The sequence below is a fragment of the Achromobacter sp. NCFB-sbj8-Ac1-l genome (assembly GCF_052695805.1).
In genome coordinates, this window is record NZ_CP199812.1 from 3,192,981 (window position 1) to 3,207,275 (window position 14,295).

Below are 14,295 nucleotides of genomic sequence, written 5' to 3' on the forward strand. Positions count from 1 at the left end.
TGCGTGCCCGGCATCCCGCCCCGGCCGGATGCCGGTGCGTGGGCGCTCAGACCAGGAACTGCCGGTACGCCTCGTTGTCCGTTTCTTCCCAGTGCGCGTAGCCCAGCTGCGCGAGGAACTTGTCCAGCGCCGCATCATCGGCCAGCGGCGCCTGGATGCCCACCAGCACCGAGCTGAAATCGGCCCCCTGGGCGCGGTAGTGGAACAAGCTGATATTCCAGTTGGGCGCCATCGCCGACAGGAAGGTCATCAGCGCACCGGGACGCTCGGGGAATTCAAAGCGGAACAAGCGTTCACCGCCAGCCAGCGGCGAGCGCCCGCCCACCATGTAGCGGATGTGCTGCTTGGACACCTCGTTATGGCTCAGGTCGCTGACCGCGAAACCCTGTTCCGTCAGTGCCTGCATGATCTCGGCCGCTTCGCCGCGCCGCCCGATCTGCACGCTGACGAAGATGCGGGCGGTGCGCGCATCGGCAATGCGGTAGTTGAACTCGGTGACGCTGCGCTGGCCGATCACGCCACAGAAGCGGCGAAAGCTGCCGCGTTCTTCGGGCACCGTCACGGCAAAGACCGCCTCGCGCGCTTCGCCTACTTCCGCGCGGTCCGCCACGAACCGCAGGCGGTCGAAGTTCATGTTCGCGCCCGACGTGATGGCTACCAGCCCCTGATCCTGTGCGCCTTCGCGTTCCACGTACTGCTTCAAGCCCGCCACCGCCAGGGCGCCCGCCGGTTCCAGCACGCTGCGGGTATCCAGGAAGACGTCCTTGATGGCCGCGCAGACGGCGTCGGTGTCCACCAGCAGCACGTCGTCCAGGAATTCGCGGCACAGCCGGAAGGTTTCTTCGCCCACCAGCTTGACCGCCGTGCCGTCCGAGAACAGCCCCACCTCGGCCAGGTTGACCCGCTCGCCCGCCTGGATGGACTGCGCCATGGCGCAGGAATCGGCGATCTGCACGCCGATCACCTTGACCTGCGGCGCCACCGCCTTCAGGTACACCGATACGCCCGCCGCCAGGCTGCCGCCGCCGATGGGCACGAACACCGCGTCCAGCCGCCCCGGATGCTGGCGCAGGATTTCCATGCCGACCGTGCCCTGGCCGGCGATGACATAGGGGTCGTCAAACGCCGGAATGAAGGTCAGGTTCTGCTCGGCGGCCAGCGTCTGCGCGTGCGCATAGGCATCGCTGTACGAATCGCCCGCCAGCACCACTTGCACCGTCGGGCCGCCGTGGGCGCGCACCGCGTCCACCTTCACCTGGGGCGCGGTCTGCGGCACCACGATGGTGGCGCGCACGCCCAGCTTGGCGGCGGAAATCGCCACGCCCTGGGCGTGGTTGCCGGCGGACGCGGTAATGACGCCGCGGTCCAGCGCCGCCTGCGGCGTGTTGCGCATCTTGTTGTAGGCGCCGCGCACCTTGAAGGAAAACACCGGCTGGTTGTCTTCGCGCTTGAACGACACGCGGTTGCCCAGGCGGCGCGACAGGCCCAGCGCCGGGTCCAGTTCGGTCTCGCGGGCAATGTCGTAGACCCGCGCGGTCAGGATCTGGCGCAGGTATTCCATGGGCGCGGCATGGCCCTGGGCAAAGGTGTCGGTGTCTGTGGCGGTGGCGGCTTGCGGTTGTTGCATGGCGGATCTCTGCGGCTGTGAAATCGGGGAAGCCCGGCAGAGGCGGCAACAAAAAACCCGCCTCGTGGGGCGGGTTCGTTTGACTGACTGCGGTCGTGCGCTAACCCACCATTCTCGGAATGATGGTAATAATCAGCGAAATGCGGACGGCGCGGGAAGTCATGGGGGTGAAGCTTCCTCCAACCTCGGCGCTTTGTCAAATGGCGGCTGGCCAGCCCTTTGCGCTACAGGCCTTCGCCCGCGCCGCCCTGGGCGTACACCCGCACCGGCGCCGGCAGGTCATCCAGCGGCCGGTGCTGCGCCAGTTGCGTCAGCACGCCCCGGAACATGTTCTTTCGCCCGGCCGCATCCGGCACGCGCCGCACGAACAGGTAGTCGAAGTGCAGCAGCAACCGGCGCAACAGGCCCGCGTCCAGCGACAGCAGGATCTGGCGCAGGTCGTCCGGCAACACCTCGTCGGGCGATGCCAGGAACAGGCCCATCTGCATGCGCGTCAGCGGCTTGGTGCGGTACAGCGTTTCGCACGCCGCCTGGCAGGCCTGGCGGTCGTCCAGCGCCAGCAGCGTGGTGCACTTGAGCACCATCAGGAACACCTGGAATTCCGAGCCGGGTTCGGCCAGTTCGATGCCCTGGTCGAAATAGTCGATGGCTTCCGGCAGGCGGCCGCGGTTCAGGCGTAGCTGCCCCAGCACGGCAAAGGCCGAGGCGAACGCGGTGCTTTGGGCGAAGGCGTCTTCGGCCAGGGCTTCGGCCAGTTCCAGGTGCTCGCGGCTGACAAAGCACAGCAGCTTGGCCGCGGCCAGCGCCAGCATGGGGTTGCCGCGGGCGTGCGGCAACGCCTGGAACACCAGCGCCTCGATCTGCGGTTCGAGCTGGGCGGGGTCGCTGGCCAGGTCCAGCACCAGCCGGGCATACAGGTGCGAGGCCCACATCAGGGCCGTCTGGGGATCGGCCGGGTTTTCAGCGCGCAGCTTTTCGAGTTCGGCTTCGGATTCCAGCCAGGTCTGAGGCGTGCGCGACAGCAATACGGCCGCGCGGTGCAGGCGCAGTTCGATGGGCTCGTCGGTGGGGCCGGCCAGGCCGCCGGCGGTGGCCAGGTTGCGCCAGATCTCGCTCTTGATGGCCGCGGCGAACGCCGTGGCGGCCGTGCGGGCGGCGCCGGCCAGGTCGTCGGGCGCAATGGTCCAGCGCTCGGCCCGCAGCGCGGCGCCGCTGGCGGCCGCGCGCAGCACCACCGCGCAATGCACGCCGGCAGTGTCCTGCCGCAGGCCGACTTCGACGCGAAACGGCGCATCGGCGCCCTCGCCCGCCTTGGGGGCCAGCAGCCGCACGCCGCGTTCGCTGGGCAGGCGGGCGCGCAAGGCGTCGGCCAGGTCGTCCAGGAAAGCGCGCACGCGCGGCTCGGTGCGCAAGGCCGCGGGACCGGCGGCGGGGCCGATGGCCACGTAGACGTCTTCGCCCGGTTCGGGGGCGCGCGCGGCGATCCAGCTATAGCCTTCGCCGTAGCTGGTGGCAATGAAACGCGGGGTGCGGGCCGAATCGCCCAGCTTGGTGCGCAGGCGGTTCACCAGCAGGTCCACGCTGCGCTCCAGCGCATCGACGTCGCCGCGCTGGGTGGCATCGAGCAGGCGCTGGCGCGGCAGGATCTGGCCCGCGTGGGCGGTCAGCAGCGACAGCGCGGCGCTTTCGACCGGGGTGAAGTGCATCGTCGTGCCATCGTCACGGCGGGCGTAGCGAAACATCGGATCGAACATCAGGTTGCCAAACCGCATTGCCTCTTCCTCACGCCGGGCTGTACAACGCCCATCGTCATCCGGCGCCCCGCTCTCGCCTGCCGCGCCAGGCGCGAACAGAAGCCGAATATTAGCCAATACTTGCACGCCGTAGTCATCAGGTTGGCGAAATTTGGCGCCATTTCTGCGCACAAAACCCCGTCTTTCGGTAATAAACCGGGCCGATTCGGCCACCCTTCGGGCATTTGGCGCCTATTTCTGTGCACGGCAGGCGAAGCGCGGTATTACAATGTTCGGTTCGTGGCAGTCGCACCTTCCAGGCGGTCGAGCAATCGAACCTGCAAATAAAGGACGGGCGGCGCCATGTTGGGCTGACAGATGCCGGGCTGAACACGGCGCGGCATCCGTCAGCCCATACGAACCCACTCTCGACAACATCTACCGGCTGACGCCGCATAGCATGTTCGGGTTTGCGCCTAGCGCCACAGCCGAACAGATTCAAGGATCATGTCTCTTACTCCGAAGATTATCTATACCCTCACCGACGAAGCTCCGGCGCTTGCAACCCGTTCGCTGCTGCCCATCGTCCAGACCTTCGCGAAGTCCGCTGGTATTACGGTCGAGACCCGCGACATCTCTTTGGCAGGCCGCATCATTGCGCTGTTCCCGGACTACCTGGAAGACAGCCAAAAGCTGGGCGACGCCCTGGCCGAGCTGGGCGCCCTGGCCGTCACGCCGGAAGCCAACATCATCAAGCTGCCGAACATCAGCGCCTCGATGCCCCAACTGAAGGCGGCCATCAAGGAACTGCAGGAACAAGGCTACAAGCTGCCCGACTACCCGGATGCCCCGGCCAACGACACCGAGCGTGACGTCAAGGCCCGCTACGACAAGGTCAAGGGCAGCGCCGTGAACCCCGTGCTGCGCGAAGGCAACTCCGACCGCCGCGCCCCGCTGTCGGTCAAGAACTACGCCCGCAAGCACCCGCACAAGATGGGCGCCTGGTCGGCGGATTCGAAGTCGCACGTGGCCCACATGGACGGCGGCGATTTCTACGGCACCGAAAAGTCGGCCCTGATCGCCGACGCCGGCGACGTCAAGATCACCCTGGTCGCTGCCGATGGCGCCCAGACCGTGCTCAAGGAAAAGACCCCGGTCAAGGCCGGCGAGATCATCGACGCCGCCGTGCTGTCGACCGCCAAGCTCAAGGCTTTCCTGCAGGCCCAGATCGACGACGCGCGCGCCCAGGGCGTGCTGTTCTCGGTGCACCTGAAGGCCACCATGATGAAGGTCTCGGACCCCGTCATCTTCGGCCACGTGGTGTCCGTGTTCTACAAAGACGTGCTGGCCAAGCACGCCGCCGTCCTGAAGTCGGTCGGCTTCGATCCCAACAACGGCATTGGCGACCTGTACGCCAAGATCCAGTCGCTGCCCGCTGACCAGCAAGCCGCGATCACCGCCGACATCGACGCCGCCTACAAGACGCTGCCGCAGCTGGCCATGGTGAATTCCGACAAGGGCATCACCAACCTGCACGTGCCCAGCGACGTCATCGTCGACGCTTCCATGCCCGCCATGATCCGCGACTCGGGCAAGATGTGGAACGCCGAAGGCAAGCTGCAAGACACCAAGGCCGTCATTCCCGACCGCAGCTACGCCGGTGTCTACCAGGCCGTCATCGACGACTGCAAGAAGAACGGCGCCTTCAATCCGGTCACGATGGGCAGCGTGCCCAACGTCGGCCTGATGGCCCAGGCCGCTGAAGAATACGGTTCGCACAACAAGACCTTCATCGTGCCGGCCGCCGGCACCGTGCGCGTCACCGACGCCTCGGGCAAGGTCCTGCTGGAACAAACCGTGGAAGCCGGCGACCTCTGGCGCATGTGCCAGACCAAGGACGCCGCCATCCAGGATTGGGTCAAGCTGGCCGTCACCCGCGCCCGCGTCAGCAAGACGCCGGCCGTGTTCTGGCTGGACGAAAAGCGCGCCCACGACGCCCAGGTCATCGCCAAGGTCAAGCAGTACCTGAACGACCACGACACCAGCGGCCTGGACCTGCGCATTCTCGACCCGGTCGAAGCCACCAAGTTCTCGGTCAAGCGCATCCGCGAAGGCCTGGACACCATCTCGGTCACCGGCAACGTGCTGCGCGACTACCTGACCGACCTGTTCCCCATCATGGAACTGGGCACCAGCGCCAAGATGCTGTCGATCGTGCCGCTGGTCGCCGGTGGCGGCCTGTTCGAAACCGGTGCCGGCGGTTCGGCGCCCAAGCACGTGCAGCAGTTCCTGGAAGAAGGCTTCCTGCGCTGGGATTCGCTGGGCGAATTCATGGCGCTGGCCGCCTCGCTGGATCACCTGGGCCGCGCGTACGACAACGCCCGCGCCCAAGTGCTGGGCAGCACGCTGGACCTGGCCACCGCCAAGTTCCTGGACGAAAACAAGTCGCCCGACCGCAAGGTCGGCGGCCTGGACAACCGCGGCAGCCACTTCTACCTGGCCACGTACTGGGCCCAAGCCCTGGCCGACCAGAACGACGATCCCGCCCTGGCCGCGCTGTTCGCGCCGGCCGCGGCCGCTTTCGTCAAGAACGAAGCCAAGATCCTGGAAGAACTGAAGGCGGCCCAAGGCAAGCCGGTCGACATCGGCGGCTACTACCAGCCGAACGAAGACAAGGCCAGCCGCGCCATGCGCCCCAGCGCCACGCTGAACCAGGTGCTGGCCAACATCGGCTAAGCCCCGCCCCGCCCCGGGCCGCCAGGCCCGGACGCGACAAAGCCGGCGGTCCCTTGCGGGGCCGCCGGCTTTTTTCATGCCTGAATTGTCGCGCCGCGCATTGACTTGGCGCTTGCAAGCACAGCCGCCCTCGCTATGCCGGACAAAGCGGGGTCCAGGCTATGGCGTTGAAATGGGTGCCTACGGCGATATCCAGCGCGATTTCTTGATCAATCTGCCGTCGCGGTCAAACTCAACCGACCACGCCTGCGTATCCAGTGACAGCCGGTTCTCGAACCACAACCGCGCTGCGCAGGCCCCTTTGCAAGCATCGGACGCGTATCGAAAAAATGGCTGGCCCGGTGCTTCCCGCACGGATGGTTGCGCGCCGAAAAGCTGTAGAACTGTGGCCTCGCTGTCGCCCGGCTCTAGCTTGTCGAAGGCGGCGTTGAATGTTCGGGCGCGCAATCCACACGCGGCGGTGCCTATAAGCGCTGCTACGCTGGACGCAAACAATACAAGCAGGACAATCCGGCGGACCATACGAAATTCCTTGGAACTAAACGGTATCTAACGCTTGTAGACGCCCTTGAGGTCCAGGGACATTGGAACTTTCTTAAAGAAGGGTACGCGATGCCTACCCTGAGACGATGGTGCCAAAATCAAGCCGGCGGCCCTTGGCGGGACCGCAGGCATTTTTCATGCCAATCCCCCCTATTGCAGGCGCTGCGCGCCGCGCCAGACTTTGCTGTCGATGATTTCATCAACCCGTTCGAGCACCAGCCGTTGCCCTTCGCGTACCGCTTGCGAATGGGACCGCGCCACGTTTTCACAGAGCGACCACGTCATGTAGGCGCCGCGGATCGGACTCCATGAAATGGCGTCTTCCCAATACGCGTTGCCGCTGACTGCACAGCATGGCGTCACGGTGTCCGCGATGCCCTGGCGCGCCAGATCCATGGAAAGATGCATCGCATCGAGTTCGAACAGGATGTTGAATTCGAGGTTGCGACGGGCCATCGAGCGCTCGATGGTCGACCGGATGACGTTCTGTTTTCCCGCCAAGGCCAACTTGCGATGCTGTAGACGCGACAACGGCACTGGCTTGTCAGGCCGCAAGCCTTCTTCCTTTGCCCCTACAAGAATGAGCGGCTCTCGAACCAGCGGGGTGTGGACATAGCCCTGAGGCGGCGAGCCTTCGAACGGCACGATGGCCAGGTCGAGCATCCCGGAATGCATCGCTTCTCGCAGCTCGTGGCTCACGCCCTCGTGAACACGCAGGCGCACGCCCGGATATTGCGCAACCAGCCGCGCCACGAAGTGCGACGTGAACAAGTGGCGCCACGACGGCGCAATGCCGATGGACAGCTGGCCAGCCGCCCGGTCGCCCACCTGGTCGATCAGCGACGTCCACTGGCGCAGAATCGGCCTGGCGCGCTCGACCAACAGCGTACCGGCCTCGGTCACCTGCACGCCGCCCCGGGTCCGCGTAAAGAGCTTGGCGCGAAGTTGGTGCTCGAGCAAGGCGATATGTCGCGACAGCGCCGGCTGGGAAAGCCGCAGGTCAGCCGCAGCCTTGTTGATGCTGCCGAGTTCGGCAACGCGCAGGAAGAACTCGATAAGGCGGGATTCCACGGGCGCCTCCGCTAGTCGGGGTGGGGCCTGTCAGACAGGCAAACCCAGCATAACGTCGTTATGCAGTATTCGGATAACTTCCATAGAACCTGAGCATTATTCAGATAACACGCTGCCCTCTAGCATGTCAGACATCACCGACCCATCGCGCCGCAGGATTCGCCCATGACGCACCCCAATCGCCCCACGCTGGTATCGCGCAGGTTCAGCACGCCGCGTCAGCAAACGCATTACCTGGAAAGTGGGCCGACCAACGGGCCGCTGATGATCTTCCTGCACGGTTGGCCGTGCACCGGCTTGATGTGGCGCGCCCAGTTGACGGCCTTTGCCGCCGAAGGCTGGCACTGCGTCGCGCCGGATCTGCGCGGCTATGGCGATTCATTCGCGCCTGAGGCCAGCGACGACTACACCGTCGAGGCCGTGGTAGCAGACCTGGTCGAGCTGCACGACCACCTGGGCGGCAAGCCTGCGATATGGGTCGGGCACGACTGGGGCAGCGCCGTGGCCGCGGGGCTGTCTGCGCACCAGTCCAAGCGCAGTCGCGGCGTGGTGCTGACCTCGCTGGCGTACCAACCCGATGGATTTGCCCTGCCCACGCTGGTTCCGCTGATCGACCGGACGATTTATCCGGCCGATTCGTACCCCGACGGCCAGTGGGATTACTTCCGCTATTACACGACCCATTTCCGCGCGGCCGTCGCCGACCTGGATGCGGATCATGGCGCCTCGCTGGCATCGATTTTCCGATCAGGGAACCCGGATGGCGTCGGCAAGGTGTCGCCGAACGCGCTCGTGACGCGCAATGGCGGCCGCTTCGGCGCCGCCCATCGTGCGCCGCCGACCCAGGCGGATCCCGCGATCTGGCCGCCGGCGGACTTCGACGTGCTGGTGCAGCAGTTCAGGCGTCGCGGCTTTCGGGCCGCCTGCGCCTGGTATCTGAACGACGCGGCCAACATCGCTTATGCGCTCGGCGCGCCCGAACGCGGTCGACTCTTGCAGCCGGTGCTGTTCATCAACGGCGAATTCGACCCAATCTGCAGCATTACGGGCAATCGCCAGGGCGACCCCATGCGCGCAGCCTGCGCAGACCTGACGGCGACCTCGCTGCCCGCCGGACACTGGCTGCCGCAGGAATGCAAGGCAGAGCACATCGACGCGATCCGCGGCTGGCTGCAAAGCCACAATCTTTGACGCCGCAGCGGCACGCGGCACCGTCACTGCTGATCGTAACGCGCCTGGCAGGCCTGGATGGCGTCCATGTTGTCGACCGTCCAGCCGTACAGCGCAGCGAATGGCGTTTCGAGCGACTTGCCCAGGGGCGTCAAGGCGTACTCGACCCCAAGCGTTTTTCCATCGATCACGGTGCGCGTCACCATGCCGTTGCGTTCCAGCTTGCGCAGGGTTTGCGTCAGCACGCGTTGGGTAATGCCGTCCAGACGCCGCTTGATGGCGTTGAAGCGACGCGGTTCGCGCAGCACCATCAAGACCAGCATCGACCATTTGTCGGCGATTTGGTCGAGGATGGCGCGGCTGGGGCAATCGGCGCGATAGACGGGGTCAAGATCAGCGTGCATAGGTATGTTCCGGCATACTTGGGATGCTCAAGGTGCGTGATTGACACTAGGTATGCAATAGATACCATGATTGCACTGGCCGGGAAACCCTGGCCGCACAATCCATGACAAGGTGTCTCATGAACCATTCGACGTATTCCAGGCTTCACATCGAACATGAACAAGGCGTGGCAACCGTCACCCTCGACAATCCCCCCGTCAACGTGCTGGATGTCGCGCTGATGCACGACCTGCGCCGCTTTCTCACGGCAACGCGCGACGATCCCCAGACGCGCGTGATCGTGTTTCAAAGCGCCGATCCCGAGTTCTTCATCGCGCACGTGGACATGACGCTGATCGACGAGCCCCCTGCCTTCGACGAAATCGCCAAAGACGCGCCGGATGGCTTGAACCCGTTCCAGGCGTTGGGCGAAATGATCCGCGCGCAGCCGCAAGTCACGATCGTCAAGCTCGAAGGCCTGGCGCGTGGCGGTGGCGCGGAATTCGTAGCGGCCGCCGACATGACGTTCGCGGCCATCGGCCGGGCGGGCCTGGCGCAATGCGAGGCCTTGATGGGCATCATTCCCGGCGGCGGCGCCACGCAATACCTGTCACAGCGCATGACGCGCGGGCGTGCTCTTGAAGTGATTCTGGGCGCCGACCTGGTCGATGCGCAGACGGCCGAGCGCTATGGCTGGGTGAACCGCGCCCTGCCGGCGGATGAGCTGGAGGGCTTTGTGCGCCGGATTGCCCGCAATATCGCGGCACTGCCGCCGGGCGTCATCGCTGCCGCGAAAAAGGCCATTCCGCCAACGGATCTGCGATCAGGCTTGCACCGCGAACATGAAGCCTGGGCAGATCTGTTTGCGCTTGCCGCCGCCGAAAAGCTGATTCGTGGCGGCTTGCAGGCCGGCGCGCAGACCAAGGCCGGCGAGCGGAATCTGGAACGGCTGCTGCGTGATCTGGATGCCCAGGCAGACTGACCGACTCAGCACCATGACAGAAAGGCCGGCCTGACCTTTACGACTGCTGCGCCAGCTTGCGCGCCCGGCGCAGATGCAGCCACTGCCACACGACCGGTATCAACGACAGCCCGATGATGATGACGGATACCCAGTGCAGGTTGGTGCGGACCCAGGCGATGGAGCCCAGCCAGTAGCCGGCCAGGATCATCGAGCCGACCCAGACGATGCCGCCGACGATGTTGTAGGCAAAGAACGTGTGGCGCGGCATCTGCGACAGGCCGGCGACGAACGGGGCCACGGTGCGCACGATGGGCACGAAACGCGCCACGGTGATGGTCATGGCGCCGTAGCGGGCGAAGTAGGACCGCGCGCGTTCCAGGTGGTCGGGCTTGACCCATCGACTGTGCGCGAGCTTCTGGCCCCACCTGGATGAAGCGATGGCGTAGTTGAGCGCGTCGCCGGCGATGGCGGCCGCGGTGATGGCGGCGATGGACACGATGGGATCGATGCCGGCCAGGCCCAGGAAGGCGCCGGCGGCGAACAGCAGGGAATCACCGGGCAGGAACGGCATGACGACGAGGCCGGTCTCGATGAAGATGATGGCGGCGATGATGCAGGTGCCCAGCACCCAGTTCTGCGCCAAGAGGGCCATCAGGCCCTGTTCGCTGGTCAACCACGCGAACATCTCGGTAATACTCATTCGAATTCCTGTGCGGGGCCGGCGGAGCCGGCGTTGATGTCAGGGGCCCATTATGCAGGATGCCCCGTTGATATTTCATCAAATCGGCCAACAATGCCGCCCCGCCAACATCCGAGCCGCGAGGCGATTGCGCCCGGCGGCCGATCCGACCAGCCCAGGCGCTCAATGGTCCGCGTTCAGGCGGTCCAGCCGCAGCCGGCCGCGCTCGTCCGTCAGGCGTCGCATGGCGCCGTAGGCGGCGCCCATGGCGGCCATGCCGCTGGCGCCGCAGAGCAGGAACATGAGCAGGATCTGGTACTTGGCGGCATCGATGGGGTCCATGCCGGCGATGATCTGGCCGGTCATGATGCCGGGCAGCGTGATGATGCCGGCTGCCGACATCTGGTTGATGCTGGGCACGATGCCGCGGCGCACGGATTCGCGCAGCAGCGAGGCGAAGGCCTGGTGCGCGGTGGCGCCCAGCGACAGGCGCGCTTCGATGGCGAGCTTTTCGCGGCGCACGCCGGACAGCACGCCGTCCAGCGCCAGGCTGGCGGCGTTGAGCACGCTGCCCAGCACGATGCCGACCAGGGCGATGGTGTAGCGCGGGTCGTACCAGGGCTCGGGCCGCAGCGCGGTCGACAGGATGAACAGCGCGGTGATGACGGTGGTGGCGACCACGGCCAGCGTGCCGACATAGCCGTTGCCGTGGCCGGCCAGGCGCGCCTTGGGCCGGGCGGCGACCTCGCGGGCGGCCAGCGCCATCATCACGGCCACCACCAGCGCGGTCAGCCAGGGCGCCGCGTGCGCGAACACGATGCGCAGGATGTGGCCCACCAGCAGCAACTGCACCACGGTGCGCAGCGCCGCCCACAGCACCTGCTTTTGCAGGTTCAGGCGCAGCGCAAACGAAATGCCGGCCGACAGCACCACCAGCAGCGAGGCAATGATCAGGTCGGTGGCCTGCAGTTTGATTACGTCCATTGCGGCTCCAGCCTGCCCTGCTCCATGCGCCAGCCACGGCGGGCCATGCGCCGGGCCTGGTCGGGGTTGTGCGTGACCATCAGGATGGCCGCGCCGCCGTCCAGATAGCGGCGCAATTCGGTTTCCACCAATTCGGTGGCGGCGGGATCGAGCGCGGCGGTGGGTTCGTCCAGCAGCAGCGCGCGCGGCGACAGCGACAGGGCACGCGCCAGGGCAGCCCGTTGGCGTTCGCCGGTGGATAGCTCCTGCACCAGCGCATCCATTTTCTCGGCGGCCAGGCCCATGCGCTGCAACAGCTCGGCAGCCCGCGCGCGGTCGGTGAAGTGCGGGGCAACGCGGTCGTCCCACCAGCCGGCCTCGGCCTGGCAGTAGATCACCTGGCGGCGCCATTGATAACCGCGCATGCCGGAACGCGGCGCGCCGTCGAGTTCGATTTCGCCATGGCCGGGGTCCAGGTCGGCGACCTGGCGCAACAGCAGCGATTTGCCCGACCCCGAGGGGCCGGTGATGGCGGCGCATTCGCCCGCCGCGAGGTCCAGGCTGACGGGCGACAAGCGCTCGCTATAGACACCGCGCAGCCTGAGCACGGGACGTGTATCTGACATGGCGGCAAGCATAACCCGCGCAGGTTCACGCGGCACCCTCGTGCGGCGCCCTGTCCTGGTGCGGGGTCGCTTTCACGCCATAACGATATGCCCGTCGGCCGTGTCCCTATGCGCTTTGCCACCCTGCATATGGGCGCCGCCTGCATGGGGCGGCCGATGCGTCGCACCCAAAAACCATTTGCTAGAGTGTCTATATTGCAAATGAAAATCATACCTATACAGATGTTCAATTCATGCAATACCGGCGATGGACATGTTTTGTGCTTGCAGTGGACCGACGGCCCAACGAGTCGGTCCCGTCCCGTTCCGCCTGATTAGCCGGCCCTGTTCCGAGTATGCCCTGCCCCGGGCATCGTCCGTGCAACGAGAGACTCCGCAAAAAGGCGTAACCATCATGAACCGTGAAATCTATGACTTTGTCGCGATCGGCCTAGGCCCCTTCAATCTCAGCCTGGCGTGCCTGTCGGCGCCGCTGCCCGGCGTGCGCGCCCTGTTCCTGGACAAGAAGCCGGGCTTCGATTGGCATCCGGGCATGCTGATCGAGGCGTCCACCTTGCAGAACCCGTTTCTGGCGGACCTGGTCAGCCTGGCCGATCCGCGCAGCGAATACAGCTACCTGAACTACTGCAAGCAGACCGGTCGCATCTACTCGTACTACATGCGCGAGAACCACTACCTGACCCGCGCCGAGTACAACCGCTATTGCAAATGGGTGGCGGCCCGCCTGCCGAACCTGCGCTTCAACAGCGACGTGCAAAGCGTGCTGCACGACCCGGAAACCGACACCTACCTGGTGACCGGCCAGCACACGGTCAACGGCGAACGCTTCATGGTCCGCTGCCGCAAGCTGGTGCTGGGTCTGGGCTCGCACCCCGTGCTGCCCTCCTGCTGCGACCGGCGCGAGGCGCCGTACATCCATAGCGCCGATTACCTGCGCCACAAGACCGAGTTGCAGCGGCGCGCGTCGATCACCGTGATCGGCAGCGGCCAGAGCGCGGCCGAGGTGTTCCACGACCTGCTGCGCGACAGCGACGAGCACGACTACAGCCTGGCGTGGATCACGCGGTCGCCGCGGTTCTTCCAGATGGAGAACACCAAGCTCACGCTGGAACTGATCTCGCCGGACTACACCAACTATTTCTACGACCTGCCGGAAACGCGCCGCCGCGAGATCCTGGCCGAACAGAGCAGCCTGTACAAGGGCATCAACGCGTCACTGATCAACCAGATCTACGACCTGCTGGACGAGAAGATCCACAACGGCGACAAGCGCTACACGCTGTTGACCAACGCCGAACTGCGCGCCAGCCGTCACGATCGCGCCAGCGGCCGCTACCAGCTGGAATTCCGCCACGTCGATACCGGCCAGCCGTTTTCGCACGCGACCGACGGGCTGGTGCTGGCCACTGGCTATGCCCGCAGCATTCCCGCGTGCGTCAACCCGATCCACGACCGCATTGCCTGGGCCGAGGACGGCGGCTACCAGATTGCGCGCAACTACACGATCGACCACGGCGGCAACGAGATCTTCGTACAGAACAGCGGCCTGCTCAGCCATGGGGTGACCAACCCCGACCTGGGATTCTGCTGCTACCGCAATTCGCAGATCCTGCGCGACCTGACGGGGCACGAGCATTACGCGATCGAACCGCGCACCGCCTTGCAGGAATTCCGGCCGCCGGCCAATGGCGTGCTGGCCCACCGCGCGCCGCAAGCCGCGCCCGCCTGCCGCGGCAGCATCGCCCCTGAACTGATGCCCATGCTGGACGGGCATCGCGCCGCCACCGTCTGACTCCGGA

12 protein-coding genes are annotated in these 14,295 nt (G+C 65.7%); 4 read left to right on the forward strand and 8 right to left on the reverse strand.

Annotation, left to right across the window (positions count from 1 at the left end; genetic code table 11):
* Positions 1–46: 46 nt before the first annotated feature.
* Positions 47–1,627 carry a threonine ammonia-lyase, biosynthetic gene (ilvA, locus tag ACUDP5_RS14620; protein ID WP_445659113.1) on the reverse strand — a complete coding sequence of 527 codons (1,581 nt, stop codon included), beginning with the start codon at positions 1,625–1,627 and terminating at the stop codon, positions 47–49.
* A gap of 224 nt (positions 1,628–1,851) precedes the next feature.
* Complete coding sequence (locus ACUDP5_RS14625) at positions 1,852–3,399, reverse strand: winged helix-turn-helix domain-containing protein (protein WP_445659114.1); 1,548 nt, start codon at positions 3,397–3,399, stop codon at positions 1,852–1,854.
* Between the two features lie 468 nt (positions 3,400–3,867).
* Between ACUDP5_RS14625 and ACUDP5_RS14630 the strand changes: the two genes are divergently transcribed.
* Entirely contained in the window at positions 3,868–6,096 is a 2,229-nt protein-coding gene (locus tag ACUDP5_RS14630; RefSeq protein WP_445659115.1) for an NADP-dependent isocitrate dehydrogenase, read from the forward strand.
* Between the two features lie 180 nt (positions 6,097–6,276).
* Here ACUDP5_RS14630 and ACUDP5_RS14635 read toward each other — a convergent pair whose 3' ends face one another.
* Complete coding sequence (locus ACUDP5_RS14635) at positions 6,277–6,618, reverse strand: hypothetical protein (protein WP_445659116.1); 342 nt, start codon at positions 6,616–6,618, stop codon at positions 6,277–6,279.
* A gap of 171 nt (positions 6,619–6,789) precedes the next feature.
* On the reverse strand, positions 6,790–7,710 hold the full coding sequence (locus ACUDP5_RS14640) for a LysR family transcriptional regulator (protein WP_445656409.1): 921 nt from the start codon (positions 7,708–7,710) through the stop codon (positions 6,790–6,792).
* A 165-nt stretch (positions 7,711–7,875) separates the two neighbouring features.
* Between ACUDP5_RS14640 and ACUDP5_RS14645 the strand changes: the two genes are divergently transcribed.
* Positions 7,876–8,901, forward strand: coding sequence for an alpha/beta fold hydrolase (locus ACUDP5_RS14645; protein ID WP_445656410.1), 1,026 nt, complete (start codon positions 7,876–7,878; stop codon positions 8,899–8,901).
* 23 nt (positions 8,902–8,924) lie between these two features.
* Here the strand turns inward: ACUDP5_RS14645 and ACUDP5_RS14650 are convergent, their stop codons facing one another.
* Positions 8,925–9,284, reverse strand: a complete 360-nt coding sequence (locus ACUDP5_RS14650) for a winged helix-turn-helix transcriptional regulator (protein ID WP_445656411.1) — start codon at positions 9,282–9,284, stop codon at positions 8,925–8,927.
* A gap of 119 nt (positions 9,285–9,403) precedes the next feature.
* Between ACUDP5_RS14650 and ACUDP5_RS14655 the strand changes: the two genes are divergently transcribed.
* Positions 9,404–10,246 (forward strand): enoyl-CoA hydratase/isomerase family protein, encoded by an 843-nt coding sequence (locus ACUDP5_RS14655; RefSeq protein WP_445656412.1) that lies wholly within the window; start codon positions 9,404–9,406, stop codon positions 10,244–10,246.
* A 37-nt stretch (positions 10,247–10,283) separates the two neighbouring features.
* On the opposite strand, the gene ACUDP5_RS14660 is transcribed toward ACUDP5_RS14655, so the two are convergent.
* The 3 genes from ACUDP5_RS14660 to ACUDP5_RS14670 all read right to left on the reverse strand — a co-directional run bounded on the left by ACUDP5_RS14660 (position 10,284) and on the right by ACUDP5_RS14670 (position 12,496).
* The gene (locus ACUDP5_RS14660; protein ID WP_263915079.1) at positions 10,284–10,928 is read right to left on the reverse strand and encodes a VTT domain-containing protein; all 645 of its coding nucleotides are present in this window, start codon (positions 10,926–10,928) and stop codon (positions 10,284–10,286) included.
* A gap of 162 nt (positions 10,929–11,090) precedes the next feature.
* A complete protein-coding gene (locus ACUDP5_RS14665; RefSeq protein ID WP_263915080.1) occupies positions 11,091–11,891 on the reverse strand; it encodes an ABC transporter permease in 801 nt (266 codons plus the stop codon).
* The gene (locus ACUDP5_RS14670) at positions 11,882–12,496 is read right to left on the reverse strand and encodes an ATP-binding cassette domain-containing protein (RefSeq protein WP_263915081.1); all 615 of its coding nucleotides are present in this window, start codon (positions 12,494–12,496) and stop codon (positions 11,882–11,884) included. Before ACUDP5_RS14670 ends, ACUDP5_RS14665 begins: the two co-directional genes overlap by 10 nt.
* Positions 12,497–12,890: 394 nt before the next feature.
* Between ACUDP5_RS14670 and ACUDP5_RS14675 the strand changes: the two genes are divergently transcribed.
* The gene (locus ACUDP5_RS14675) at positions 12,891–14,288 is read left to right on the forward strand and encodes a lysine N(6)-hydroxylase/L-ornithine N(5)-oxygenase family protein (protein ID WP_445656413.1); all 1,398 of its coding nucleotides are present in this window, start codon (positions 12,891–12,893) and stop codon (positions 14,286–14,288) included.
* Positions 14,289–14,295: the final 7 nt, after the last annotated feature.